Annotated in this window: 36 protein-coding genes and 1 tRNA gene; 14 read left to right on the plus strand and 23 right to left on the minus strand. The window is 36.7% G+C overall.

Annotated elements, in window-relative coordinates:
• Positions 1–49: 49 nt before the first annotated feature.
• The gene (locus J5U23_RS15175) at positions 50–403 is read left to right on the plus strand and encodes a Rieske (2Fe-2S) protein (protein ID WP_218266560.1); all 354 of its coding nucleotides are present in this window, start codon (positions 50–52) and stop codon (positions 401–403) included.
• Here the strand turns inward: J5U23_RS15175 and J5U23_RS15180 are convergent.
• Genes J5U23_RS15180 through J5U23_RS15225 form a run of 10 tightly spaced genes read right to left on the minus strand, consistent with a single transcriptional unit; the run spans position 364 to position 9,792 of the window.
• Positions 364–1,026: a type I 3-dehydroquinate dehydratase gene (locus J5U23_RS15180; RefSeq protein ID WP_218266561.1), complete on the minus strand. Its 663-nt coding sequence runs from the start codon at positions 1,024–1,026 to the stop codon at positions 364–366. The genes J5U23_RS15175 and J5U23_RS15180 overlap by 40 nt on opposite strands.
• The gene (aroA, locus tag J5U23_RS15185; protein ID WP_218266562.1) at positions 1,023–2,267 is read right to left on the minus strand and encodes a 3-phosphoshikimate 1-carboxyvinyltransferase; all 1,245 of its coding nucleotides are present in this window, start codon (positions 2,265–2,267) and stop codon (positions 1,023–1,025) included. Before aroA ends, J5U23_RS15180 begins: the two co-directional genes overlap by 4 nt.
• Positions 2,236–3,042 carry a shikimate kinase gene (locus J5U23_RS15190; protein WP_218266563.1) on the minus strand — a complete coding sequence of 269 codons (807 nt, stop codon included), beginning with the start codon at positions 3,040–3,042 and terminating at the stop codon, positions 2,236–2,238. Before J5U23_RS15190 ends, aroA begins: the two co-directional genes overlap by 32 nt.
• The gene (gene aroC, locus J5U23_RS15195; RefSeq protein ID WP_218266564.1) at positions 3,012–4,187 is read right to left on the minus strand and encodes a chorismate synthase; all 1,176 of its coding nucleotides are present in this window, start codon (positions 4,185–4,187) and stop codon (positions 3,012–3,014) included. The genes J5U23_RS15190 and aroC overlap by 31 nt, the downstream gene beginning before the upstream one ends.
• A complete protein-coding gene (locus J5U23_RS15200) occupies positions 4,165–4,974 on the minus strand; it encodes a shikimate dehydrogenase family protein (RefSeq protein ID WP_218260933.1) in 810 nt (269 codons plus the stop codon). The genes aroC and J5U23_RS15200 overlap by 23 nt, the downstream gene beginning before the upstream one ends.
• The gene (gene aroB / locus J5U23_RS15205; protein WP_218266565.1) at positions 4,959–6,023 is read right to left on the minus strand and encodes a 3-dehydroquinate synthase; all 1,065 of its coding nucleotides are present in this window, start codon (positions 6,021–6,023) and stop codon (positions 4,959–4,961) included. The genes J5U23_RS15200 and aroB overlap by 16 nt, the downstream gene beginning before the upstream one ends.
• Positions 6,020–7,015 (minus strand): 3-deoxy-7-phosphoheptulonate synthase, encoded by a 996-nt coding sequence (gene aroF / locus J5U23_RS15210; RefSeq protein WP_218266566.1) that lies wholly within the window; start codon positions 7,013–7,015, stop codon positions 6,020–6,022. The genes aroB and aroF overlap by 4 nt, the downstream gene beginning before the upstream one ends.
• 1 nt (position 7,016) lies before the next feature.
• Complete coding sequence (locus J5U23_RS15215) at positions 7,017–8,057, minus strand: chorismate mutase (protein WP_218266567.1); 1,041 nt, start codon at positions 8,055–8,057, stop codon at positions 7,017–7,019.
• Positions 8,058–8,999: a transketolase family protein gene (locus J5U23_RS15220; RefSeq protein WP_218266568.1), complete on the minus strand. Its 942-nt coding sequence runs from the start codon at positions 8,997–8,999 to the stop codon at positions 8,058–8,060.
• Positions 8,968–9,792: a transketolase gene (locus J5U23_RS15225; protein ID WP_218266569.1), complete on the minus strand. Its 825-nt coding sequence runs from the start codon at positions 9,790–9,792 to the stop codon at positions 8,968–8,970. Before J5U23_RS15225 ends, J5U23_RS15220 begins: the two co-directional genes overlap by 32 nt.
• Here J5U23_RS15225 and J5U23_RS15230 point away from each other — a divergent pair.
• The 13 genes from J5U23_RS15230 to J5U23_RS15290 all read left to right on the plus strand — a co-directional run bounded on the left by J5U23_RS15230 (position 9,695) and on the right by J5U23_RS15290 (position 18,631).
• A complete protein-coding gene (locus J5U23_RS15230; protein ID WP_218266570.1) occupies positions 9,695–10,738 on the plus strand; it encodes a HesA/MoeB/ThiF family protein in 1,044 nt (347 codons plus the stop codon). The genes J5U23_RS15225 and J5U23_RS15230 overlap by 98 nt on opposite strands.
• Positions 10,738–11,634: a flippase-like domain-containing protein gene (locus J5U23_RS15235; protein ID WP_218266571.1), complete on the plus strand. Its 897-nt coding sequence runs from the start codon at positions 10,738–10,740 to the stop codon at positions 11,632–11,634. The genes J5U23_RS15230 and J5U23_RS15235 overlap by 1 nt, the downstream gene beginning before the upstream one ends.
• A complete protein-coding gene (locus J5U23_RS15240; protein WP_218258899.1) occupies positions 11,607–12,686 on the plus strand; it encodes a single-stranded DNA exonuclease in 1,080 nt (359 codons plus the stop codon). The genes J5U23_RS15235 and J5U23_RS15240 overlap by 28 nt, the downstream gene beginning before the upstream one ends.
• The gene (locus tag J5U23_RS15245; RefSeq protein WP_218258900.1) at positions 12,655–12,900 is read left to right on the plus strand and encodes a KEOPS complex subunit Pcc1; all 246 of its coding nucleotides are present in this window, start codon (positions 12,655–12,657) and stop codon (positions 12,898–12,900) included. The genes J5U23_RS15240 and J5U23_RS15245 overlap by 32 nt, the downstream gene beginning before the upstream one ends.
• Positions 12,901–12,941: 41 nt before the next feature.
• Positions 12,942–13,478, plus strand: coding sequence for a 50S ribosomal protein L16 (locus tag J5U23_RS15250; RefSeq protein WP_012711781.1), 537 nt, complete (start codon positions 12,942–12,944; stop codon positions 13,476–13,478).
• Positions 13,475–14,476 (plus strand): diphthamide biosynthesis enzyme Dph2, encoded by a 1,002-nt coding sequence (gene dph2, locus J5U23_RS15255; RefSeq protein ID WP_218266572.1) that lies wholly within the window; start codon positions 13,475–13,477, stop codon positions 14,474–14,476. The genes J5U23_RS15250 and dph2 overlap by 4 nt, the downstream gene beginning before the upstream one ends.
• A 5-nt stretch (positions 14,477–14,481) precedes the next feature.
• Complete coding sequence (locus J5U23_RS15260; protein WP_218266573.1) at positions 14,482–15,051, plus strand: exosome complex RNA-binding protein Csl4; 570 nt, start codon at positions 14,482–14,484, stop codon at positions 15,049–15,051.
• The gene (locus J5U23_RS15265; protein WP_218258902.1) at positions 15,041–15,319 is read left to right on the plus strand and encodes a DNA-directed RNA polymerase subunit L; all 279 of its coding nucleotides are present in this window, start codon (positions 15,041–15,043) and stop codon (positions 15,317–15,319) included. The genes J5U23_RS15260 and J5U23_RS15265 overlap by 11 nt, the downstream gene beginning before the upstream one ends.
• On the plus strand, positions 15,316–15,588 hold the full coding sequence (locus tag J5U23_RS15270; protein WP_218258903.1) for a DNA-directed RNA polymerase subunit M: 273 nt from the start codon (positions 15,316–15,318) through the stop codon (positions 15,586–15,588). The genes J5U23_RS15265 and J5U23_RS15270 overlap by 4 nt, the downstream gene beginning before the upstream one ends.
• An 18-nt stretch (positions 15,589–15,606) precedes the next feature.
• A complete protein-coding gene (locus tag J5U23_RS15275) occupies positions 15,607–15,942 on the plus strand; it encodes a transcription factor S (RefSeq protein ID WP_012711786.1) in 336 nt (111 codons plus the stop codon).
• 43 nt (positions 15,943–15,985) lie between these two features.
• Positions 15,986–16,075: transfer RNA gene (locus J5U23_RS15280), tRNA-Arg, on the plus strand.
• 71 nt (positions 16,076–16,146) lie between these two features.
• Entirely contained in the window at positions 16,147–17,502 is a 1,356-nt protein-coding gene (locus J5U23_RS15285; RefSeq protein WP_218266574.1) for an MFS transporter, read from the plus strand.
• A gap of 388 nt (positions 17,503–17,890) precedes the next feature.
• On the plus strand, positions 17,891–18,631 hold the full coding sequence (locus tag J5U23_RS15290) for an integrase (RefSeq protein WP_218266575.1): 741 nt from the start codon (positions 17,891–17,893) through the stop codon (positions 18,629–18,631).
• Between the two features lie 14 nt (positions 18,632–18,645).
• Here the strand turns inward: J5U23_RS15290 and J5U23_RS15295 are convergent, their stop codons facing one another.
• Genes J5U23_RS15295 through J5U23_RS15355 form a run of 13 tightly spaced genes read right to left on the minus strand, consistent with a single transcriptional unit; the run spans position 18,646 to position 25,883 of the window.
• A complete protein-coding gene (locus J5U23_RS15295; protein WP_218266576.1) occupies positions 18,646–19,383 on the minus strand; it encodes a hypothetical protein in 738 nt (245 codons plus the stop codon).
• Complete coding sequence (locus tag J5U23_RS15300; protein ID WP_218266577.1) at positions 19,370–19,834, minus strand: hypothetical protein; 465 nt, start codon at positions 19,832–19,834, stop codon at positions 19,370–19,372. Before J5U23_RS15300 ends, J5U23_RS15295 begins: the two co-directional genes overlap by 14 nt.
• The gene (locus tag J5U23_RS15305) at positions 19,827–20,135 is read right to left on the minus strand and encodes a hypothetical protein (protein ID WP_015979218.1); all 309 of its coding nucleotides are present in this window, start codon (positions 20,133–20,135) and stop codon (positions 19,827–19,829) included. The genes J5U23_RS15300 and J5U23_RS15305 overlap by 8 nt, the downstream gene beginning before the upstream one ends.
• 1 nt (position 20,136) lies before the next feature.
• Positions 20,137–20,970 carry a B277 family protein gene (locus J5U23_RS15310; protein ID WP_015979217.1) on the minus strand — a complete coding sequence of 278 codons (834 nt, stop codon included), beginning with the start codon at positions 20,968–20,970 and terminating at the stop codon, positions 20,137–20,139.
• A complete protein-coding gene (locus tag J5U23_RS15315) occupies positions 20,963–21,241 on the minus strand; it encodes a hypothetical protein (RefSeq protein ID WP_244988804.1) in 279 nt (92 codons plus the stop codon). The genes J5U23_RS15310 and J5U23_RS15315 overlap by 8 nt, the downstream gene beginning before the upstream one ends.
• Before the next feature lie 15 nt (positions 21,242–21,256).
• A complete protein-coding gene (locus J5U23_RS15320) occupies positions 21,257–21,505 on the minus strand; it encodes a DUF5493 family protein (RefSeq protein ID WP_015979215.1) in 249 nt (82 codons plus the stop codon).
• 35 nt (positions 21,506–21,540) lie between these two features.
• The gene (locus tag J5U23_RS15325) at positions 21,541–21,765 is read right to left on the minus strand and encodes a hypothetical protein (protein ID WP_015979214.1); all 225 of its coding nucleotides are present in this window, start codon (positions 21,763–21,765) and stop codon (positions 21,541–21,543) included.
• Position 21,766: 1 nt separating this feature from the next.
• Positions 21,767–22,045 (minus strand): V1/V3 family capsid protein, encoded by a 279-nt coding sequence (locus J5U23_RS15330; RefSeq protein WP_015979213.1) that lies wholly within the window; start codon positions 22,043–22,045, stop codon positions 21,767–21,769.
• Between the two features lie 10 nt (positions 22,046–22,055).
• Complete coding sequence (locus J5U23_RS15950; RefSeq protein WP_015979220.1) at positions 22,056–22,472, minus strand: V1/V3 family capsid protein; 417 nt, start codon at positions 22,470–22,472, stop codon at positions 22,056–22,058.
• Entirely contained in the window at positions 22,438–22,785 is a 348-nt protein-coding gene (locus tag J5U23_RS15340; protein ID WP_218266578.1) for a transcriptional regulator, read from the minus strand. The genes J5U23_RS15950 and J5U23_RS15340 overlap by 35 nt, the downstream gene beginning before the upstream one ends.
• Entirely contained in the window at positions 22,782–23,282 is a 501-nt protein-coding gene (locus J5U23_RS15345) for a C166 family protein (protein ID WP_015979212.1), read from the minus strand. Before J5U23_RS15345 ends, J5U23_RS15340 begins: the two co-directional genes overlap by 4 nt.
• The gene (locus tag J5U23_RS15350) at positions 23,272–23,508 is read right to left on the minus strand and encodes a hypothetical protein (protein WP_015979211.1); all 237 of its coding nucleotides are present in this window, start codon (positions 23,506–23,508) and stop codon (positions 23,272–23,274) included. Before J5U23_RS15350 ends, J5U23_RS15345 begins: the two co-directional genes overlap by 11 nt.
• Positions 23,505–25,883, minus strand: a complete 2,379-nt coding sequence (locus J5U23_RS15355; protein ID WP_015979210.1) for a hypothetical protein — start codon at positions 25,881–25,883, stop codon at positions 23,505–23,507. Before J5U23_RS15355 ends, J5U23_RS15350 begins: the two co-directional genes overlap by 4 nt.
• Position 25,884 lies beyond the last annotated feature (1 nt).

Consider the following 25,884-nt stretch of genomic DNA (forward strand, 5'->3'; position numbering starts at 1 on the left):
ATCACCCATTAAGGTCAATGTTACTGTATTAAGAGTATTTTACTTATAAATGGTTTACTTTAATTTTCCATTAGCTCATATTAAAGACGTGGAAAATATAAGGATAAGTAAGACTAGTTTTAAAACAGGTGAAAAGAGAAAAATAACACTACCAAATGGACAAGAATTAGTCATTTTTTATCTAGGAGCAGATAGATTTTTCGTTTTTGATAATAGATGTCCCCATTTGGGATGCGATCTTTCAAAATATGGCGTCATCATAAAAGAGGAATTAGTATGTCAGTGTCATTTTTCTCATTTTTCCATATATACTGGAGAACCTAAGAAAGGAGCAGCCAAAAAGCCTATAAAATTATACAAAATTCAGGTAACTGAAGACGAAGTTATTATATCATTAATATAATCAAAAATCTGGATTACTTTTTTATAGTAAAGTTGACCTTGTGCTAAAGGTTCTATTGCGTACGAATAGACGAGTTTTGAGCCAAGTAGACCCACTGCGATCCTCTCTAAAGGATTATTACTCATCGGAATTACAGTTACGTTTTCATATTCAAGAAGAGGTAATATTACCTCCTTATATCCTTTTAGATCAGGAACTGCAATCTTAACACTAAACGCTTTCTCATAAAACTTACTAACAATCTCCTTTACCTTTTCTGAAGTTGGAAGATAGTTAAAATAGTGGATAGAAACTATCGCATTATCGTATGGTACGTTATGTTTTTGGAGAAATGAAACCTCTACATCATATAGAAATTGTTTGTCGTAAAGTTCCTTTAAAAGTCTTATCTTTAATTCGTCCGCTAATTCGTTTATTCCCCCCTCTGCCTTATCTCTTAACGTTATTATTAATTTATTTTTGTATTTATCTAAAAGTTCAAAATAATCAGATATTACACTAACCTCTAGATCTTTTAGATAATCAAGCCTTAGCTCTATTAGATCTGCATCTAAAAAATTACCTATAAATTTTAAGTCTTCTATCTTTTTTATTGGCAGTGAGGCTACTATTAAAGGTCTCATTCAATAGAAATCTTCGCATTTAGTGATAATAAGTCTTGCCAGTAATTAGGATTACTCTTACTTACACATTCAGCCGATGTAATTACCCCACCATTCACTAAAGCTAAAGCTGAAGACATCATAGCTACTCTGTGATCATTTAAACAGTCCGTAACCGGAGAGCTCAACATCCTTTTGTTAATTCCAAATATCAAAATGGAATTAGACTTCACTTCACTTCCTACACTATATAATCCTAAAACTTTCCTTATGCTTTCGATTCTATCACTTTCCTTAATCCTCAATCGTTCAATCCCTGTAATTTCACTTGTTCCCTCTGCTATTGCAGCTAATCCTGCAATTGTCATAGCCAAGTCAGGTGCATCGTCTATATTTACTTTTATGGGAGAATATTTGTCTTTAGCCTCGACGTACCATTTACCGTCTGAATATTCACTAGTAGCACCCATCTCCCTAAATATTTTAACAATGTTATGATCACCGAAATACTCCTTTGGTTCCCATAAATTAACTATTGTAGTTCTACCACCGCTAACTAATGCAGAAAGTGCATAAAATGAAGCTAAGCCATAATCTCCGGCTACTTCTCCTTGAAATTCGACTAAATTATTGGGATTAATATGAATCTTATTACCATAAAACTTAACATTAGAACCGAATCTATTAAACAAATCTACTGTAAGCAGAATATAACTTTTAGACGAAATTGGGGGCAGTATTTCAATACTACCACCATTTAGGATATGAAGAGCATATATTAAGCCAGAAATGTATTGGCTACTCTCGTCGCCAGAAATTTTTATATTATTACTACTTAACTTTCCGGTGATGGTTAAAGGCAAGCTAGAGGAAGAAAAAGATATGCCATAATTACTCAATGCTTCTACGATTCTTTTTAAAGGTCTTCTCCTTAAACTCTCTTCGGCATCAATTGTCACTTCTCCACCTATTGCAGCTACTATTGGAATAAGCATCCTAAGAGTAGTCCCTGAACCTTTCAATTTTATAAACTTCTTCTTGATTTCTAATTTCTCTGGAGGTATGAATTCGGAATTATTCTTCACCTCAACTCCTAATGCCCTTACTGAATTTATAGCGTCTATAACATCTTCCGATAGAACTAGATTGTGAAGATGTATTCTAGTAAAAAGTGAGAGAAAAATTAGTCTAATTGCTAAACTTTTTGATTGAGGAGCTTTTATTGTCCCACTAATCTCTGATGGATAAATCCTTACAATCAAGGCTTACAGGCCTAGCTATAATAACATCTCCAAATCTCTTAAGGCTTTCGTATATTGGACCTTCTTCTCCATACTTAGATACTGCAAAATACGACGGGCCATTTCCGCTAATCCCAGCAGCTAACGCTCCATTCTTTAATGCTATTTCGATTGGATCTAAAGGGTAACCTAAAATATTTGCAATTAATATTCCATTAATCTTCATAGCAGTCAAAGAATCCTTAAGTGCTATCCTAAAAATCTCCTCAAAGACGCGATTGTATTTTCTTAACTCGTTTAAATTGACCGATTTTTGCCTTCCTCCCCTAGCCAATATGAGAACAGATAAATCATCCTCGGGGTTATCCAACTTTACTATTCTAAACATCTTATTATAAGTAAATGCTATTCCCCCACAATATGATGCAGTTGCATCATCAAGCGCTCCAGTGTATGATACTCCAGCTTTCAACGAAAGTATTGCAGATAACACTGGAGGGTTAATATTTCTTAGATTATATCGCTTTGCAATCTCAGCTATTAAAGCTACAGAAACTGCACTACTGCTTTTTAATCCACTCTTCTGTGGAAGTTCAGATTCAATGTCAACTACAATATCTGGTATTGAGTACTTTTCTTTAAAGTAATCAATAATGACCCTAATTAGATCACTCTCTTTAGAATAATCTCTTTTACCTTCTCTAATCTCTACTTTAACCTTTAAATTAACTGCCATGGATGAGCCATACCAGGATGGTAACGCGTTTATGATTGAGACTCCTCCATAGGTTTGCATGATCTCACATACCTCTCCCAACGCTGTTGTACAATATTACCTTGCTCTTCTGTAAGTTTAACTAGTGGAATAACCCCTGCACGCATAGCATGGTCTACTAAGGTTAGTGCTACCATTGACTCTACAACAGTAACTCCTCTAATTGCTACTGCTGGGTCATGTCTACCAATTACCGAAATGTAAGTTTCCTCTAAGTTCCTTAAATCTATGGTTTTTTGAGGCTTTCTAATCGAGCTAGTAGGTTTAAATGCGCATCTCACTATAAGATCTTCGCCATTAGTTAAACCACCTAAAATTCCCCCGGCGTAATTATATTTCCAGCCGATTTTATTATCCTTTCTTATAATTTCATCATTGACCTCACTCCCTTTCATTTTGCTTGCCATAAAACCTAAACCGTATTCGAAACCCGTTACAGCAGGGATTGACATTATTGCTTTAGCTAATTCAGCCTTCATCTTATCAAACACTGGTTCTCCTAACCCTATTGGTGGATTTTTAGTTATCACTTCAGCAATTCCACCATAACTATCGCCCTCCTGAGTAGCTTTCTTTATTAACGCTTCATATTTTTCCTCAAGAACCTTTTTACTAGCTCTCACTGGGCTATATCTTGAGCATAAAACCTCCTCGAATGTTACCTCTTCATTTAACTCTTCTGGTCCTAAACTCCTAAGATGTCCTGCTATCCAAGTATCTGTCAACATAAGCAACTTCTTAGCCACTGCACCTGCTATTACTCTACCTACCGTTTCTCTAGCGCTTGCTCTTCCACCTCCCCTATAATCCCAATTTTCATATCCATATTTCATTATAAACGGAAGATCAGCATGCCCAGGTCTTGGCTTATACCTAATCTCCTCATAAAAACTTGATATTACATCAGTATTTCGTACTATAACTGCTATTGGAGATCCAGTAGTTCTATTATTAAAGATCCCACTTAATATCTCTGGTTCATCTTTTTCTCTTCTTCCAGAAACATATAATCTTCCAGGTCTCCTAAATTCTAATTCAAACTTTATATCTTCGACAGTTAATGGTAAACCAGCTGGAACCCCATCTATAACTACACCCACTGCAGAGCCATGACTCTCTCCAAACGTGGTTACCCTAAATAGTTTACCAAACGAGTTCCCTGGCATAAAGATACTCTATAATCTTTTCATCTGATACACTCTTATTAAACCATATCTTCTCTGCTTCTACAGCCTGACTCACTAATATTTCTAGACCGTCTATATATTTTATGCCATATTTTTTAGCATTTTTAATTAACTCAGTCTCAACTGGCTTATAAACAAATTCTATAATTAGGTCGGATTTTTGAATACAATTCTCGGGGACTACAGAAGGATTAGGAGTACTGTTAACAACGACAATATTGCTAGTACTATTACAATTCTCCTTAATTGACGCATTATAACCGTTCTTATTTAGTAATTCAACTAACTCATTAGCCCTTAACTTGGTTCTATTTACAATACTAATGCTAGAGCATCCTAATTCAGATAACGCAAAAGCTGCTGCTTTTGCTGCGCCTCCAGCACCATATACGTAACATTCATAGCCGGACATATTTCCAATTTTCTTTCTGACAAGATTTTTTATTGCCAAATAATCAGTGTTATAACCACTCTTTTTGTATATTGTATTTACAGCTTGAATTCTTGTGGAGTATGTATCAGTATTATCTAAATATTTCATTACTTCCTCCTTGTACGGTATCGTAACGTTAAGCCCCTCTGCAATTTCCAATAAACCATTAATTATACGATTAAATTTCATTTCATCGAGATCAAAAACTAGGTAAACCGCATTTATTCCTAATGTTCTAAATGAGAAATTATGAATATAAGGAGATAACGTGTATTTTATGTTTTTACCTATTAGTCCAAATAACTTAGTGTCATAATTTATTTCTTCAAGCATTGTTCAGCAAACCCCTTTATAGTATCTAGAGGGACTTCGACTTTTTTCCAGCTACCTATTCTAGTGGGAAAGGGCATCAAAATTACATCTTTCCTATGTTTTTTATCCATATTAATTGCATTTAACGCAAGCCTAATATCTATTGGAGTATCTATTTGAGATATATCATAAGGCAATCCATAAAGTTGTAATAACCATAAGACGTCTTCTACTACTCCTTCCTCCGCATAACCTAACTCCTCAGCAATTTTAGCCTCACAAACCATTCCTACAGAAATAGCGTAACCGTGAGGAATATTAAAAGAGGAACCAGCTTCTATAGCATGACCTATAGTATGACCGAAATTTAGAACTATTCGTATTCCTTTGGTTTCTCTCTCATCTTCTTTCACAATGCCAAGTTTATCTAATGTAGATCTAAAGATTACCTCTTCCAATACTTGCTTATCTTTATTTATTACCCTATCCTTATTTAAAGATAAATAGTCATACAATTCTTTATCTAGAGTCAAGCCATATTTGATTACTTCAGCTAATCCCTTCTTTAATTCTTCTATTGGTAAAGTTTCCAAAAATTCTAAATCAGAAATTATCATACTAGGTTGATAGAATGTTCCAATTAAGTTCTTTATATTATTAAAATTTACTCCATTCTTACCTCCTATTGCGGCATCAACCATGCCCAAAAAGGTCGTTGGTACGTTTACTAAGTTCAATCCCCTTAAATATATCGACGCTATGAAGCCTGCTACATCAGTTACTGTTCCCCCACCAACAGCAATAACATAATCCCCTCTATCTAAATTTCTTTCAAATAACTTCTCTACTATAGAGATTACATTAGATAATTCTTTAGCACTTTCCCCATCATTGATGGGAATGAAATATGCATTTGGTAAATACTTATTAATTTTATCCGTTACATCGACTCTCTTTGAATAAATAACTATAGTGTTACTATCTCTAATCTCAGATAATTTTGAAAGTGAACTTTCACCCACTATTACCCTTATTTTAGAGCAACAGATGTCTTCTAAGGATTCTCTCATGCATCTCTACCTAAGGCTCTAGCTAATGCTCTAATCCTATCCATTAGGACTTCGAATGATTCTGGTGTTAGTTGTTGCTCTGAATCACTTAATGCCTTTTCTGGACGTGGATGAACTTCAACCAATAACATATCAGCACCTGCAGCAACTGCAGCCAGCGCTAAAGAATGTACAAGTTCTCTTTTTCCTGCAGGATGGCTTGGATCAGCACAAATGGGTAAATGCGTCATTAGCTTAGCAGCTACCATTCCACCTATGTCTAGTGTGAACCTAGTCGACTTTTCAAAGGTTCTTATTCCTCTTTCGCATAACACCGTATTACCATTTCCCTCTAGTAAAATATATTCTGCAGCCTGAAGCCATTCCTCTACTGTATTTCCCATACCTCTCTTAAGTAGTACTGGTTTTCCTAACTTACCAACTTCCTTTAATAGGGAGAAATTCTGTGCATTCCTAGCTCCAATCTGTATCATATCAACGTATTGGGTAAATATGGCAGAATCTCTAGTATCCATTATTTCTGTGACAATAGGTAAACCCACTTCGTCTCCTACTCTCTTCAAGATTTTTACTCCTTCTTCTCCTAGACCTTGGAAGGAGTATGGACTTGTCCTAGGTTTGTAAGCACCTCCTCTAAGTAGTGATGCGCCAGCTCTTTTGACAGCTTTGGCAGTAGTAAGGACTTGCTCTTCGCTTTCTACTGCACAAGGACCTGCGGCTACTATTACCTTTTTACTACCAATTTCTACATCTTTCACAGTTACTACTGTCGGTTGCTTTTTCCAATCATTACTAGCTAAGACATAACTTTTCTTAACTTCCACAGCTATTTCTATACTACTATCAATGATACCTTTAGTGTTTTGATCTGGCCAGGCTAATATCAAGTTCTTACCATATAGGTTTAGTACTTTAAAAGAGGCTGAATTTTCATTTAGCTTTTCTACCAGTGTGGAGTAATCACTTTTATCTTTAAGGACGTATAAGATCATTCTATTTACCTCCCTCTAATTCTTCTTTAATCTTTTTAAGTTCCTCTAAACCTATATTTCTAACTTTATAAGAATAAGGATTTTGCTTTTGTATCTCAATAATTACACTTTTCAGCTCTTTGACCCTCTTTAAAATCTTATTTAATTCTCTAAAGTTTGTAGTATGAAAATTACTATAATCTACACCTAACTCTAATGATAAAGTTTCAATTGCATTGGATAAACCTAAAAGATAATAATGTGCTAGAACTTGAACAATCGCCATGGCCTTTTCATGAGTTTCGACATCTGTTATAATAGGTACTAAACCACTTTTTCTCCAAAAATTCTCAATCCTTATAATATCATTATTAGAACTAGTTTGGGAAGGTATAATTACTATTCTCTCACCTACGGGATATTCAATTGGGCCGAAAAGTGGATGAGTAGAAATGTACTTGAATTCCAATTGTCTAGATAATTCTTCTAGAAATTTAAAAACATCAAATTTAGAAGAACTAATATCCATCACAACTTTGCCTTTAAGCTTATCTGAAAATAGCTCATTAGAATTACTTAATATAGCATTAGGAGGTATTGCAAATATAATTATATCTCCCCAATCTACTGCTCTTAATGGAGCCATACTTACGCATTTAAACTGATTAGCCAAAATCTCCGCTTTACTTAAATCTCTTCCAGTAATCGATACCTCATGACCAGCTAATGAAAGAATAGAAACAATCGATCTAGCCATTCCACCGTATCCATATATTACTACCTTCTCTTTCTCTCCAGGATTTATCTGAACTAATTTAGAATAGGAAAAAATTAAAGGTAATATTGATTCGACTAAACTATTCGGAATGTTATACTTTTTTGCGTTAGATATCCATCTTTCTCTAACTTTCGTTTCCCTATTCTCGTCGGTAACATTTATGTTGGAATTTAACTTAGCTCTCCCTATTTTTCTAGATAATTCTAATCTATACGAGATCAATTTTACTAACTGCTCATCTACCTTATCTATTTCTTCCCTTAGTCGTGCTATTTCTTCAGTCATCTACTTCAATAAATCAATTGTCTCCCTTATAATAGTTTTATAGTTTATATTATAGTAATCTAGTAGATCCCTTTGACTTCTAGCAGACCTTCCAAAAGTCGTGGCACCTACAAATCTTATGGGTACTGGATAACGCCTAGCTGTAACCTCTGCAACGGCAGAACCAATACCTCCATATATACTATGCTCTTCAATCGTAATTATCTTACCAGTCTTTCTAGCATAGTATTCTATAGTACTTTCATCTATCGGCTTTATTGAGAATAAATTTATAACCGCTACACTAATTCCCAATTTCTCTAATTCCTCAGCTGCCTTTAAGGCGTCCCACAAAACCACACCTGCCCCCATTATGGCTAAGTCGCTTCCATCCTTAATTACGTAAGCTTTGCCAATTTTGAATTCATATTCTTGACCTACTGTAATTGGTGGTGAATACTCCCTACCTATCCTATAGTACAATGGGCCTCTTTCCTCATTGATTATTACTGGTAAGCTTCTTTCAATATCCTTAGGATCCGCCGGTACTATTACTTTCATGTTTGGTAAAACACGCATTAACGCTATATCTTCAAGAACTTGATGACTAGATCCATCACCATGGTCACTATATCCGGTGTGCGTTACAAACATCTTAACATCCAGATTCATTCTAGCTATACTATTCCTTATTTGCTCCCAAGCTCTCATTAAGAACATCCCAAAATTAACTATAGCAGGTTTTTTTCCAACAGCAGCTAAGCCAGCAGCAAAATTTACCATGTCTTGCTCTGATATGCCGATATTAAAGTATCTATCCTTAAACTTCTCTCTAAAGTATAATGCTCTGGTAGAGTCTCCTACATCTGCAGTTATCACAATTAGATCTTTGTTCTTATCTCCTAGATCTGCTAACAATCTTCCGAAAGTTTCACGCATTGAGTAGATATTTCCTTGCATCATCTGGACTAGACCTCTGTTTATGGGTATTTTCTATTGCGGGGAATCCCTTTCCTCTTACAGTTTTAGCGAATATTACAACAGGTTTACCTGCCTTATGTGCCTCATTGATTGCATTAGTAATGCTTATGAAATCATGCCCATCACAGTTTAACACTTTCCAACCTACCGCTTCCCATACCTTAGGTAAGAAGTTCTTTGGTTTTATCTCCTCCGTTGAACCATCAAGCTGGAAATTGTTCATCTCTATAAATGCAATCAAGTTGTCAAGATTTCTAACTACTGCATGTGTCATAGCCTCCCATATCTCTCCCTCATCTTGTTCTCCATCACCCATTACCACATACACTCTTCCACTTCCATTAGCCATTTTTATACCAGTAGCAACACCTATTCCAAAGCTTAATCCTTGCCCTAAACTACCAGTCGACATATCTACACCGGGAATAGAAGTCTCTGGATGACCTTGTAGTAATCCAGTTATATCTTGTATTCTCCAAAGTTCCTCTTCCTTTATATAACCTTTTTCAGCTAGAACAGCATAAAGAGCTGGTGCTGCATGACCTTTACTTAAAATTAACCAGTCCTTATTCACTAAGCTTGAATCAGTCCTTATGTGCTTGAATATTAATGTAGTTAGTATCTCTATGCTACTCAGAGAAGATCCTACATGGATTGTCTGATCATAAAACAGCATTTTGATTACATTTCTTCTTGCCTTTTCAGCTACTTGCCTTAACTTATCCAATTCTTCTATTGATATTGGAGTTCCATCACTTCCTCCACCTTTTTCCATTGGAACAATATCAATCCCCACTTTTAGTAGGCAACACTTATTTTTAAAGATTATTCTACATTATAATCTTGTGGAAAGGTATTCTAGGCAGCTCTTAGTCTTAGGATTAGGAATTCAACAGAGGTTAAATGAAGTAAAGATATTAATTGCAGGTTGTGGAGCTTTGGGTTCTGCTATTGCGGAGCTCTTAGCTAGATTAGGAGTTGGAGAGATAACTGTAATTGATGCAGATGTAGTAGACGTAACTAATTTGCATAGGGTTCATTTGTTTGACGAGAACGATGTAGGTAAGCCTAAAGCAGAGATTTGTGCTAAAAAGTTATCTCTTATAAATTCTTCAATCAAAATAAATTATATTATAGATATACTTGACGAGCAAAATGTTGAGAAGCTAATTTCTGATAAGGATTATGTATTTGATGCTTTAGATAGTTTGTACTACAAGTTATTATTAAATGATGCCACAGTAAAATTGCGAAAAATCCTAATATATGGAGGGATTAATGGTGAATATGGCTCTGTTAAATTAATAGATTCTAATCAAACTTCTTGCCTATCTTGTTTTATTAATTATTCAGATCAAGATGAAATTGGAAATTCGTGCGATGTCATCGGAACTACTCCATTAATAGTAGAATTAACAGCCACGCTCCAAGTTAATTTAATGCTTAATCATTTGAGAGGTAATCCGGATTACTCGTTGTTTTACATAGATTCTAGAGAACTAAAAATTGAGAGGATAAACGTCGAGAAGAACTTTCAATGCAAGACATGTGTACTAAATGAATACCCTTTTCTAAATCAGAAAATAACTAAACCTAACTGCGGAATATTTAGGGTTAATATGAAAGTAACTGAGTTAGATAAGCCTAAAGTTTTTAAAAACATCGGGAATGTAATTTTATGTTATCCTAATATTGGATGTTTCGAGAAAAGGGGAAGATAATGGATAAGAAATACATTGCGGCGATTGTTCTTCCATTTGTGGTTATTGTAATCTATGCATACATATTTAAAATCAATGTAATATATGTATTAAAGGAGGATCCCAAATTCTTTCTAATTTTTCTTTTAGCGTATGTTGCTCAGAATTCCATCTCATCATTTAAGGATTCATTGCTAATTAAGCGTAGAGTAGACATAGCATTAAGAGCTAGATTACTGGGTAATTTTATAGGTCTGTTATTACCTGGATGGGCTGGGCAGGAACTAGTTAGAAGCTTAGTTTACAATAAACATGAAGTAAATTTAAGGCAAGCATTTAGTTACTCTATCCTTATAGGATCCATAGATGTACTTGCAATATGTTTGGGTTATATTTTACTATTGCCATTCTTTTTTAACCCATTAGAATTTATATTCATTTTGGTCGTATTATTTAACATAGCTGGATGGATAGCTGCACTATCGTATTTTTACTTGCAGCATGATAAAGTAAACAAAATAGAACAATTCATCTTTAAGATAGTTAAAATGGAACGAATTGTGACAGATTATATGGAATTTAAGTATTACCTTAAGCAGGGAACTACAAAGGATTTTGCAATTTATATCATAATTGATATACTTGGTTTCGCTTGCTATGGCGGCTATTTTTATTATATTACACATAATATTTTTATGTCAGTTTTTATCTCTTTTTTATATCAAGTATCTATATTAATACCAATACCATCTGCTGCAGTAGTGGGGGAGTTAGCACTATCAATATTTTTAAATCCCTCTTATGTCTTTGCAACAAGATTAAACTATATCATATCAAACTTACTTGGATCTATTTTCTTTAAGGATATGAGCTTTGAAGAGCTTAAAAAATGGTCAAAAGAAATTCTAAAGAGATAGTAATGGAAGTATTCTTAGGAGAGCCCAATAACCAAGAAATAAGGGAAGTAGTTAGGAATATATATTCAAAGGATAGTTTGTGTTTATCTGTATACTATTCTATAGAGCCTATATTATTTTCATTCATTATTTCCAAGAATACTAAGAATTCTTTCATTCTTTCGTTCATTCCAGAAGAATGTGAGACGCAAATCAGACTTGACTCTAACGGTAAATGGATAATAGATGATAAGAAAAAGTATTTCTTAGGACAAAACTCCTTTTGCTCATATTTGCCTATAACTGCTGAAGATGTTTTACCAATTACTAGTTGTATTGTAACATCAACAATAGTAGATAGAAGACCATTTTCTGAATGGGAACTAGAAATAATAAGAGAAATGGAAAAATTTGATATAACTACTGAAAAAAATCTGAAAATCCCAGCATATAAAACTTTACCACTCTTTTTATCGTTAATGTTTTCTCTGGATCCTTATATACCTAGTATATCTGGCAATAGAGAAAATACAATAAATCTTATAAAGGAAATAAATACTAGTGAAATAGCAAAACTAGAAGATCTAAACGAGAGTCAGTTAAATACATTACTTTTCAGAATAATTTCTACTATTGTAAAAGAAAACCCGAAATTTACCAGAGATGATATAATTACGGATAGATTTTTTTATCTTGATTATGATATATTAGAGTTAGCGTTTTCGTTAATTTATTCGTTTGATACTATCGGTAGTAATGAGATCTTGCAGTTTGTTTTATCGTCATCTTATGCTGAGGCATTAATCAGCAGATTTAGACAAACTCTCTCCAAGGGATTCTCAATTAATTTAGTTGAAAATAAGCAATCGTATTATATTGTTGAAACAGCCAATTTTAATTCTCCTTTTTTGGTGCAAATAATATTGTTACAATTACAAAAGATAAGGAGAGATAAAATGATAGTAATAAAAGATAATGATAAGCTTTACACTAGTAGATTTTTTATCCCATCAATAAAGAAAGAAGGGTTGATTAAAATTGATGATAGAGTTAAGAATCTTATCGGAATGTGAAGATGCAGAACTAATTATAAGAAGTTTAAACGTTGATAATGTAAATTTACCAGAAGGAATGTCAATTCAAACCAAGGTTGAAGGCAAAGAGTTAGAGATTGTAATAAAGATGAGAATTACAAAGCCAAATGACTTAATGACAGTCAGAAATACTGCGGACGAGATATTAGCGCATATAAAGGCACTTCAATCGTCATTTGATGCTATAAGTTAAATATTTAGTCTTTAATACAAAAGTCTATATCGTGAGGTTAAATGCCACTACGACCTGGAAGATGTTATAGACATTTCTCCGGTCCTGCATATACCAGGAAAGAATACATCCCTGGTATTCCACAACCAAAGATAACTAAATTTACATCTGGAAATCCAAATGGAGATTATGACTATGAAGTTAGGTTAATTACTACTGAGATAGGGCAAATAAGGCATAATGCTTTGGAAGCTGTTAGGACTATTACTCTAAAGACATTAACTAAGAGAACTGGAAGTGAAACTTCGTTCTTTATGTGGATCTTAAAGTACCCCCATCATGTATTAAGAGAGAATAAAATGATGGCGTTTGCTGGAGCTGATAGATTACAAGACGGAATGAGATTGTCTTTTGGTACACCAATTGGTACTGCTGCTAGGATTGAAAAATTAGGAGAAATTTTAATTGTAGTAAAAGTTAAGAAGGAACATCTAGACTTCGCAAAAGAGGCGTTAAAGATAGCATCAAAGAAGTTACCTTTGCGTACTAGAATTGAGATCATTCCATTAAGGCCTATAAGACAGGAGGTTCAAAGTTGAGCTATAATTTTGAAGAAGAACGTGTAGTGAAGGAAATACGTGAAAAGGACGCAAAACGTGTTCTTTTACAATTTCCCGAAGGATTGAAGTATTTTTCTATAGATATAGTAAAGAAGTTAAAGGAAAAGCTACCTAACGTTGATTTTATAATATCTGGTGAACCTAGTTGGGGGGCTTGTGACATAGCTGAGGATGAAGCCCAACAAGTGGATGCTGATCTAATAATTCATTTCGGTCACACCCCTTATACGTGGTACTATCCTAAGTTTCCTACGATATTTATTAACGCTGAAAGTAATTTGGATATTTCTGAAAGTGCTCTTCAATCTTTAGAAAATGATATCAGTAAATATAATGGAAGAAAAATCTCATTAACAGCAACCTTACAACACGTAAGATTAATGTCCAAAATTAAGTCTTTCTTAGAAGATAAGGGATACGATGTAGTCATTGGTAAGCCATCTAATAGATTTATGTTTGATGGTCAAGTTTTAGGCTGTGACTACAAAGCAGCCGAAGTAGAAGCAGATACATTTGTTATTGTGTCAGGTGGACTATTTCATGCTCTAGGTTTAGGATTAGCTACAAATAAACCGACTATAAAACTTGATCCATATTTACAGAAAAGTGAGGATATAACAAACGAGGTTAGGAAGATACTAAAAGTTAGATATGGTAAAATCCTACAAGCAATGGATAAACGCACTTGGGTAATTATACAAGGTGTTAAGATTGGGCAAAATAGACCAAATATGATAAAATACTTCTATGATGAGTTAACTAAAAAAGGCTATGATGTTTTTATAGTAACAAATAAAGTGTTAACACGAGATGTACTTAGAAACCTAGATAGAAGCTATATAGATGTATTTTTAGTTACATCTTGCCCTAGATTGCCCATAGATGATCTATATAACTATGAAAAGCCAGTGTTAACACCTGGAGAGGCCAAAATGATCATAAATAATAGTCTGGAACCCTATATTTTCCCATGGTGAAGTAAATGAGAGTTCAAGGTGAATTAGCCTTACCCGGAGAAGAGCTAGCAGTGATTGAAGAATTTATAGCTGGCGATGGTACGTATGAACAAAATGGTATAGTTAGAGCTGCGGTTGTAGGAAAAATCTTTTATGATATGCTAAATAGGAAAAGTAACGTATTGGGATTTAAGAAAATCATACTTCAACACTTAAAGAAGGCTAAATACGTGATCGGTATTGTAAATTCTATTAAAGAAGATTCAGCACTAGTTTCAATAGTAGGTATCGAGGAGAAAAGTCTTGCGTCATCAATTTCGGCTTACTTACATATCTCTCAAATAAGTAATAAAAAACTTAATAGTATAACAGATGCTATAAAAATCGGAGACGTAATTAAAGCTAAATTACTTTCATACACTTTTCCTTTAGCTTTAACTATTAAGATGAAAGATCTTGGAGTTGTTTATGCTAGATGCTCAAGATGTGGATACTTATTGATCAAACAAGACGAAAATAATTTAAAATGTCAGAGATGCGGAAATATTGAACAACGAAAAATAGGATCTTATATGGTGAAGAAAGGTGGAAATTAAAATCCTAAAAAGTGAAAGCAATTACTTAGAATTAGAGATAGAAGGGGAAGATCATACGTTAGGTAACTTAATTGCGGGTACCTTGAGGAAAATTAGTGGTGTAAGTTTTGCTTCATATTATCAACCGCATCCCCTAACTGATAAAATAATAGTTAAAATACTAACTGATGGTTCAATAGCTCCTAAAGATGCTTTGCTAAAAGCTATCGAAACTGTAAGAGTAATGGCCTCACATTATATAGACGAAATAAAGGGATTAACTAAGTGAAAAAGGAGACAAGGATAGCAATATTAGTTAAAGTCGATTGTTTGTATGCAATATGTATATTTAGGGGTAATTTCTTAGAAAAGCTATTTTTAGATATAAATGAGGAGAATCTAATTAAGCAAATAGCTACATCTTCCATAATTGATGAAATCAGATATTCTAATATTGGAATTGGTGAAAACTTTAAAGAACAAGAACCAAAGAAAATATGTGAAAATCTCATAAAGAAACTATCAGAAAAGTTAAATATAGATAAAGTAAATGGTTAAGCTTGTAGCGTGGTATTAATGAAGTTCTGTCCCAAATGTAACTCTATGATGGTCCCAAAGAAATCCAATGGTAAGAACACATATAGATGCACGAAATGTGGTTATGAAGAGGAGGTTCCAGAGACAACAATAGTAGTGACAAGCAAAGTAAAACACAGTATTAAAGAAAAAACGCTAATATTAGAAGAGGAGGAAATGCCCAGTGGGGCTCAAAAAATAAAAGGTGTTCTATGTCCTTCATGTAAAAATGACGAAGCCTACTTCTGGATATTGCAAACTAGAAGGGCAGATGAGCCACCAACTAGATTTTATAAGTGCACAAAATGTGGTAAAGTATGGAGAGAGTACGAATAAAAGAATGAGAAAATCTTATTTTATTGAATTCTCATTTTATGTTGGACCCGTAGCTCAGCCAGGACGGAGCGCCGGCCTTCTAGCGTCTAAGGAGGATAGCCGGCGGTCCCGGGTTCAAATCCCGGCGGGTCCGCACATATTATCACTTGGTATATACTAATTCTAGATACTCTTATAATCTCAACAAAATACATACAACACGAAATGGACTATAATAAACCGAATTTTTCCACACTAGAATTCAAGAGCGTCTTGACAGCTGGTATGGGAGTGTTTACTGATGGGTATGAACTTTACGCGATCTCTTTAGTTTTCTATTATATACAAAAGGAATTTTTATTAAATGGGCTTGAGGAAGGAATAGTTATAGCTAGTGCGTATTATGGTGCAGCAATTTCTGCAATTCTATTAGGCTTTTTATCAGATAAACTAGGAAGAAAGTTCATCTATGGTCTCGATGTAGCTTTAATGAGTCTAGGAATACTATTTCAGTCGATATCAACGAATTTTACAGAGGTAGTTATATCTAGAATAATCTTAGGTTTTGGAATTGGAGCAGATTATGTTCTTTCTCCTATAATTACTGCAGAGAATTCAAATCCCAAAAATAGAGGAAAACGAATGATAATAACATTTGCAGTACTTTGGGGAATGGGTGCAGTTGCCGCAGCATTTATCGAGCAAATCTTGCTCTTAATGAACATAGGGAACGATCTCATATGGAGAATAGTATTGTTTATGGGAATCCTCCCAGCAATTTCTGTATTTTACCTAAGGAGAAAACTCCCTGAAACATATAAATTCTTGAGTAGAATTAAACCAAAGCAAGAAGAATTAAAGAAGTTGGAAAACGAAATAAAAAGTAAAATTGTAATTTCTCTAGATGAAGTTCCATTCTCAAAAAGATTCATATCAGCTATAGGAATTACAATTATATCTTCTATACTCTGGCTTCTTTACGATATGTATTCCTCTACGTTTGCGATCTACGGTCCGATAACCATAGCGGGAAACTTGGGCCTAAATCCCATAGAATTCACATATTTGGCACAGTTTCTTGCAGGTTTACCGGGTCAGATAATAAGCATTTATCTAGTGGACAAAATAGGAAGAAAACCATTAATTGTAATAGGTTATGCTGGTGTTGCGTTTTGGCTTTTCATGTATACACTACTTCTCATGAATCCGTACTACTTTGGACTTAGCATACATATAAGTAATCCATTAAAAGCAGCAGAAAGTTTAACTGGAGAGGCTGCATTGTTAGGACTATTATTTTATCTTATGAACTATTTGTCATCAGCAATAGGACCCGCATCCATAATAGGGTCAGCTATGCTAACTTCAGAGTTAGTTCCAACCAAAGTTAGAGGAACCAGTCAAGCTATTAGTGTGGCAGCAGATAGACTCGCCGCAGCTTTTAGTATTACTGCGTTTCCTTTGTTATTAGCCAAATTTGGACTTCCTGCATTACTAGCAGTATACTCAACAATTGCACTAGTATCGTGTATTATAACTCTACTTTTAATACCAGAAACCAAAGGAGTAGAGTTAAGTTGAAATAGTTTTTACTTAAATATTTTGTTCTTAGAAATAATATTTCTGAAGGATTTTTAAATTGTTATTTCCTATTAATAAGACGAGCTAGTCTTAGATCTTGGACATTTTTGCAAAAAGTTTTAGGAGGTATAAGATTTAATCTCTACATGGAGAGTTTAATAAGAACTTTGACAAACTTAGCTATTTATGGTATAAAGGGACGACTGTGAATTTCTCATAAAAATTATAGAGTAGAGAGTTACCAATATACAAGATCAAATTATCCTTGTAATAAAGATTTACAAATCTAATCTGAATCAAAAAGTAATATACGGACCCGCCGGGATTTGAACCCGGGACCTCCGGCTCCGGAGGCGGAAAAGAGGGAACTGAACGACGTAAAATAGCGTTGGTTGCCAATTTGCGCCAATACGCGACGGACGGCAACATAAAGGCGTTCTACGACTATCTCATGAACGAAAGGGGGATAAGCGAAAAAACTGCAAAGGACTACATCAATGCTATATCAAAGCCGTATAAAGAGACGAGAGACGCACAGAAGGCTTACCGACTCTTTGCACGTTTCTTAGCGTCACGCAATATCATACATGATGAATTTGCGGATAAAATATTGAAAGCGGTAAAGGTGAAGAAGGCGAACGCTGATATCTACATTCCAACGTTGGAAGAGATAAAAAGGACGTTACAATTAGCAAAAGACTATAGCGAAAACGTCTACTTCATCTACCGTATCGCTCTCGAGTCGGGCGTTAGGCTGAGCGAAATACTGAAAGTGCTGAAGGAACCCGAAAGGGACATTTGCGGTAACGACGTCTGTTATTATCCGCTTAGTTGGACTAGGGGATATAAGGGCGTCTTCTATGTATTCCACATAACGCCTCTGAAGAGAGTAGAGGTGACGAAGTGGGCAATAGCGGACTTTGAACGACGTCATAAGGACGCTATAGCGATAAAGTACTTCCGCAAATTCGTAGCGTCTAAGATGGCTGAGCTAAGCGTACCGTTAGATATTATCGATTTTATTCAAGGGCGTAAACCGACACGCGTTTTAACGCAACATTACGTATCGCTCTTCGGCATAGCGAAAGAGCAATATAAAAAGTATGCGGAATGGCTAAAAGGGGTCTGACATTACCCGTATCACTATCTTGTTACGTCGTCAATTTTCGTTAGTAGTGATGGGTTTGACGGGTTTTCCGTTTTGTTATCACTATCTAAAACCTCATCCAACTCCTCCAACAATTTTTCCTCATAAACCTTTCTTCTTTCCACATATTCTTTATATACCCAATCCGGAAGCTTGACCGTATAATCGTCTACTGTCCTCCATTTCATCTTATTTGTTATTTTTCCTTTTATAATCGTTATCTTATTCACCGCTATTTTAGCTACTGCCTTTGGCGTACCGTCAGGTTGTCTTCCGTTTCTCGTTATCATTATCAGCTTCCACCCCTTTTCCCTCACATAAAACGCTATATCGTTAGGGGAAGGGGTAGTGAAGATCACCCCGCTTACTATATTCCTAATAATGTTATATATACGGTAAAACTTTATCATCTCTTCCTTATACCATAAATATTTTTGAAGCCATATCCCAGCATCGTCGAAAATTATTATTGGTATTGTCCTATCATTTTGCCTGAATATTTTCATTATCCTCAATGCATCTTTAAGCTCAAAGAATAAAGAGTCAAGGGCCAGTTCCCATGCCTTGTCCGGTTCATGTCCTAATCTCTGGTAAACTTCTTTTGCCACCTTAAGGGCGTAAGTAGTCTTTCCCGTACCTTGTTTCCCGAAAATAATCGCACTTTCAAAGCCGTTAGTCTTATGGGCGTTTATAATTTTAGTCCCTAACCATAACCATTCATTACTCTTCTTCATCTTCATGTTCCTTACCATGGTCAAATAATTGTTTCAGAATTGATTTGTTTACGTTCTCTCTTGTCTGACCTGAACTAACGCGTAGGACTCTCAGTATATCCCTCCTTCCTCTTCCTCCTTTCGAAACGAGATAATGTTTCAACTTATGGGCGTATTCCGCTAACTCCGTTACCGGTTCCTCACCGAAGTACGTCGGTAAGCGGGCGAATTCAAAAGCACTTAAGATTAACGATATCTGGTTTCCCGACAAATAGAACATTGTGTCCTTTGGGCTTACTAATTCATCTATTGCACGGTTTGTAACGGTGTACGGGTTTTCGATTTCCTGCAACTCTTCGTCGTCATCGCTATCGTTATTGATCAACGCCTCTAACTCTTCTAACTTCTTTCTCAACTCTTCGTTCTCTTTCTTTAATTGCTCTAGTTCTGTTAAGCCGTTCTTTTTAGCCATTCAGCTCACCCACCAAATGTGCTAAGTAGAAGTCCTTTTGAGGATAAAGGTAAATATCAATCTTGCCATTAAGGTGGACTTCAGCAACGAAAGGTATTTGTACCCCGTCAACTACGACAATTCCAGACCACGTATTACTAATCCTTATAAACCCTACCCGTCCAATGATATATTTTGCCTTTACGTCTTCCTCACTCGGCAAGAATAATATCTTTTCTATTTTCGAATCTTTAAAATATTTGCATATTATTCTTTCTATTGCTTCTCGTCCATATGTTATTATTTCTGTTACTGAGACCATTTTAGCTCACCCCTTTTGAGGAGTTTGAGGGAATCGTGAATGAGGGTGAAGTCGTTGTGGTCGTAGTATGTGTCACTGTAGTGTTCGTAACGTGTTGAGATAGCAAATGCGTTAAGTTTGCGTTAGCTATACCGAAACCTATCGCTACGCCTATGCCAATCCCCATGACAACGCCGATTATGAGCATCATCAGATCAGGCCCGCTTCCTACCCTAGCTAACGCTTCGAAGAACTTTGTACGTATCATTGCGCTCATTATTTGAGGCCCGTTTATCGCCTTAACTGCTAACTCTTTCAGTTTTTCATCCGGTTTAAGCTGAAGTGTGTAAGGATAATTGGGTAAAACGAAATGCACGGCTACAAACTTTTTGCCGAATGGGAATTTTAACCTTTCAAGGAGTATAGGTTCAGCCGTTAAAACCCATGCCTTCCTTAACTTCTTCACTTCTAGCATTAGATAGCCTTGATTTTCTATAAGTTTTGCTCTTCTTAGAAATAGTATCGATAAGCCGTCTTGATTTTCTTGCAGTAATGCGACGTAATGCTCAGCACTGAATAAGCGTGAATTTATCCACTTCTTTACTACTCTAACCCTTATGTCGGCTTTATCCTTTTTCTTTACCTTTTTCCTCTTTTCCAGTTCAGCCTTTATCTGCCTATATTGCTGAAGCATTAATTCTGTTTGCCTTTTCTCATAAACCTTGTATAGCCTCTTTAGTACTTTGCCGTCAGCTATTTGTTTTTGGGCTTCCTCATACTTTTGCTTTAATTCCTCTAGGCTTTGGGCTTTTCTTAATTCCTCCTCGAAAGCAGAAAGGAGTTTCCCATCAGACATGCAAACACCTCAACCCAAGATAAAACAGAAACGCATTAAGAGATAAGCCCGTTAAGTAGTTCATGTAGTTTGTGTATAAGGCGAGATGTGAGACGATTAATGCTGATGCCGACGCTATTATAAGATATAAGCCTAATAGCCTTCCATGTTTGCGTAAGTCGAAGGAGTTCTCTCTCTGTCTCTTTGACTTTCTTAACAGTAGAGACATAATGATAAATGTTGAATCTATTACGACTCCTATTTCGAAGTATTTTGCCGGTATCCCTATCATCTCTTCTACCCCACCTCATATCCTTTCCTCCCTCAACCAATTGAAGAAATAGCCTAAGTTGACGAGACCAAGTAGTAGAGGCAGTACTCCTAAGTAAAACGTCGAACTGCTGAACGCTATATCGGTATAGCCTTGGACGAAGACCAAAAAGGCGACTGTTCCTATTATGAATGCCATTAAGTTAACAAGATAGTTTCGGCTGATTAGCCCTAAAGCCGGAAAGAGAAAACCCAAGATGTAGATTACATCCCCTAACGCACTCATCAGGGAAAGAAAAAGAATATGACTTTATAAAGGGCCTACTTGCGGTGCATCCGCTTAAGCCTTTTCGCTAACAGTAGGGCTGACAGTAAACTACGTTTCTTCTCTTTCGGGATCTTAGCTTTTTTAACGTGCTTTATCGCCTTATCGAGATAACTTGCCTTTATGTCACCGTCTTTTGTAAACGCCCGTTTGCCGTAGAGCCTCATAAGGTAGCGATGTACCCTCCCGGGTCTCTTTATCGCCTTTTGCACCCACTTCATATCACTCCTCCTTATACAACTTATACGCCACGACTGCGGGGACTATTATGAGGACTAGGATATAGAATAACGGCACTAAGGCTACGATAGTAGCGTTATTGCTACCTACGTATTGCGGATTTGACACAAATGAAGACGTAGTAACAGTACCGGAAACTATAGTAGTGTAGGTTCCCGATGTGGTAACGTTATTTACAACACTGTTTATAGGGCCGAATAGTGCTATCCCTACGATGATAAAAACGACCAAAAAAATGATTGGCTTTAAACTGATTTCCATCCCTCACACCTCAGTCTTTGTATATCTTATACGCCACGACTGCGGGGACTATTATGAGGACTAGGATATAGAATAACGGCACTAAGTTCAGGAGTGTGGCGTTAGTACCGGTTACTTGGGGTGAAGTACCGCTTGTGAGGTTGTTGACTTGGCTAACGATTACGGGCAATAGTACTATACCTATTAGTATGAAGATGAATAAGCCCAACAATACGCCTATGTTGGTTGCTTCACCTTTTGTGAGCTTGGGGTTTGCCTTTGCTACTTCCACGAACCTTCTAGCACTTCTAATTATGTCCCCGTCCCATGTCTGCCAGAATATCCTGTAAGCCTCAGTCATCTGTTCTTCGTTGAAGTACTTTCTGGGGTCGCTTGCTACTTTTAGTGCAACCTTAGCCTCTTTGAGTGAGGCTATCTTTCTTGCCAAACTCCTTAGGAGTCTCATCCTTGGTCAATATCGGCTTCCCGCTTACGTTTTTAAACCCCTCCAGTTCTGAATTCAGAATCTGAATTTGTTTCGCATTATCGCGGATTTTTGCGTATAGCGTCCTACCTTGCTTATACAATTCGATATAGCCCTCATCGTTAAGGATACGCAAGTGCCTAAGCACTGTGGCGTATGAGAGTAAGAGTGTGTGAGAGATTAACGACGCTGACAAAACGTAGTTTTCCGCAATCAGTTGAAGGATTTTACGCCTCAGTATCTTAGCCCTTATACTGTTTGCGTTATACTCCGTCATTCCGACCCCCTAATTAACTTGATTAATTCCCACACTAACACGAAGTTAACTATCAACACGAAGGCGGTCAAAAATGGCCCTAAGACGGGTACACTACTCAATAGACCTACCGAACCCGTAAAGATATTAAGTAAATAAGATAGCACACTAGCAACAGTCTGAAAGACCCAAATGATCCAATTTGCAATATAAATAATTGGGGCTAACCAGCTGAAGCTTATTGAGAAGAGCGTTACACCGGGTATCGTTAAGCTAGGAATGGTTAAGCCGGGGAAGTTTGCACCCAAAATCGAAAACGGCGGAATAAGCGTTATCTGAGGCCATAATGTAATAGGAGGCCATCCCACTGTCCATGTGATTAGACTTGCCGTGAGTTGGGCTGAAGCATATGTAGGTACCGGTGGAATACTTGGCGGTGCTATACCCGAGTAGGCACCTACCACTAACGATAGGAAGACGTCAAACAATAAGACGTAAACGACTAACTTAGTCCCCATCCCTTGTCACCACCATACCCGCGATTAACCCGAAGATTATTGCGATACCCCAAAATAACGGTAAAAAATCCATAAACATTAGGACGAAAGCCGAGGCTATTCCCGTTATGATTGCCGGGATCTTTCCCGCTATCTTATACGTTAGCCCCATCATTGCCAGTATGATAATTACCCCTACCACCGGCCCTAAGCCCGTTTGCAAGGCTAAACTGATTGCGTCCGTCATTCCTCCCTCCCCATGAAACGGTCTACAAATACTTTAGCAAGTAATAGAGCGATACCGAATACGAAGATGTAGAATAGGTACCAAGGCAGTAAACCTAAGTAGCTGACTGCGATTAACCCCATAACCGCACCACCCGAAGCTCCCGCAGACCCGCCGAACTTCCAGCCCAGCAGAGCTATGACGACCACGACCACAATCCCGATAATTTCCGCCCACGGCTGATACGCTGAGAAGTCATAAAGCTGACTGTTAGGTGCTATGTTATTGCTGAAAGGCTTAGTGTAGTTATAGTTAAGCGTTGTTGTGTTCACGGTCGTAGTACTGCTTACTGTAGTAGTGTTTGAAACGCTAATGTTTAACAAAGCGTATGTAACGCCGTACCAGTCTACATCCACAAGTTCGTAAGGAGTGTAACTCAACTTCAGCGTTACAGTACCGAACCCCGAAGCGTTAGTATAGCCCGTCGTATACTGTGAAAGCGTATTTGGGTTAGTCCCCGTCAAAATAACGTAAGCCTGATTTGCCGTTGCAGACTGCAAAATGATACCGCTAACGAAGAACCAGTTCAGGTGTAGGACACCGGAACCGTAATAGAACCCTATTCCTATAATCGGACTAGTATTGCTTAGGGTAAGCACGCCTCCCGCTGAGCTAGTTATTTGTACATAGTTACCCGTTACAATCTGAAACGTTAACGTATTAACACTATTGTTTGCGAAGTTTAAGCCCGTTATACTGCTATTAAACGGAATTAGATAGTTATTCGTTTGAGTTATAATCACCAACCCGTCATTAGCACTTAGCCAATACGCCTTGAACTGAACTATAGCGTTTGTTGTTACCATTTTCGCATAGGCAAAAGCGAGAATATTAGATGATTGCGTAAACGCTGATTGAGTTACATTCGCTACGGGACTATTATAAGTGAACTGGAAAGTCACAGTTATCGTTTGTCCTAATAGCCCAATTCTAGGATAAGAAGTAATGAATATCACGGGCTGACTCTGTGCGGGTAGGACTGTGAAACTCCCTTGATAATCTATTAATGCAAATTGTCCTTCATCCACTATAACAGTGTAGTAATAAGTTATCGGGGTTTGCACTATCGGGGTGAAACTATAGGGGATAGCATGACTCACACCGTTTATTGTTACGTTTGCGATTAGATTTACTGCGGTGTAATAGCCTAAGCCTGAAGGGTATCCCAAGAACGATGAGAGGGTAAAGCTAATAGTCTGTCCGCTTAGGTAAGTTCCGGAAGGTACGTTAACAGAAGGGTATAACGCATAGCCCTCAACGATTACTGGTATTGTTAAGTTGTAGTTTATCGTTTTCTGGGGTGTAACGATCTGAAGCCCTACGGTTACGTTTACATACCACGTTGGTGGGCTGCCCTCAATTGGCCCCATATATAATAAGTATAAGCCATTCGGTTTCCCTAACAAGCTGAAAGCATAGGCTAGGCCTTGCTGAATTCCCGTTATCGTAAAGTTCTTCTCTGCAACTATACCCGTTATACTGTAAGAAGCCCCGTTATTCGCAGTTATGTTTACCGGGTTTCCAGCACCCGCATAAGCCATTAAGAAATGATATACATTGTACCCTAATGCGAAATAACTAACCGTCAGTTGTGCAGTAACCGGCATCGCATATTGATAATTAACTATTACCCATTGACCGTAGCCGTAGCCCGGCCCTATATTCTGTGCGTCTATAACGTAATTACTATTTATAGTAATCAGCGTACCGGGCGTTAATGACCAAGTCTTTAAAGTACCGTTATAGTAGTAAACGTAAAGTGTGTTCTGTAGATAAAAGAACCCTAAACCTATTTTTTGTCCCACACTGATTGACCCGACTGAAACGTTTAACTGCTCAACTCCATTGAAGTATACGAATAAACGATAGGTCGGCATGCCTCCTTTCATGAGATATATTACGATTCCGTCCGGCGTGTAAGGTGCGGAAGGACCGTAGTTATTGACAAACCCCGCGGGAAAGTTCACTCCGTAGCCTATGGCGATTGCACCGTAGGATCCCGTATTGCTTGAGGACGCCAATAACCAAGTGACGTTTAACGCAATGTTAGCCGTATTTAGGGATAACGAAACGTTGTTGTCAATATACTCTTGGTTCGGCAAAACCTGAAGGTAGTATGTGTTGTAGACGCTTACGTAAGAGGGGTTGAGCCATGGTGCGGTAGAAAGCGTTGAACCGTTAAGAGTAGTTCGTACGGTTCCTCCGTTAACTGTTATAGTCTGAGTGTAAACTCCCGCACCATTATTGTTGGGCCCTCCTCCGCCGATTAATAGGGCTAAAGAGTTGAGGGAAAAAATGGATATAAACATTATTAAGAATAATAGTCCCCACTTCATT

The organism is Saccharolobus shibatae B12 (genome assembly GCF_019175345.1).
GTDB lineage: Archaea > Thermoproteota > Thermoprotei_A > Sulfolobales > Sulfolobaceae > Saccharolobus > Saccharolobus shibatae.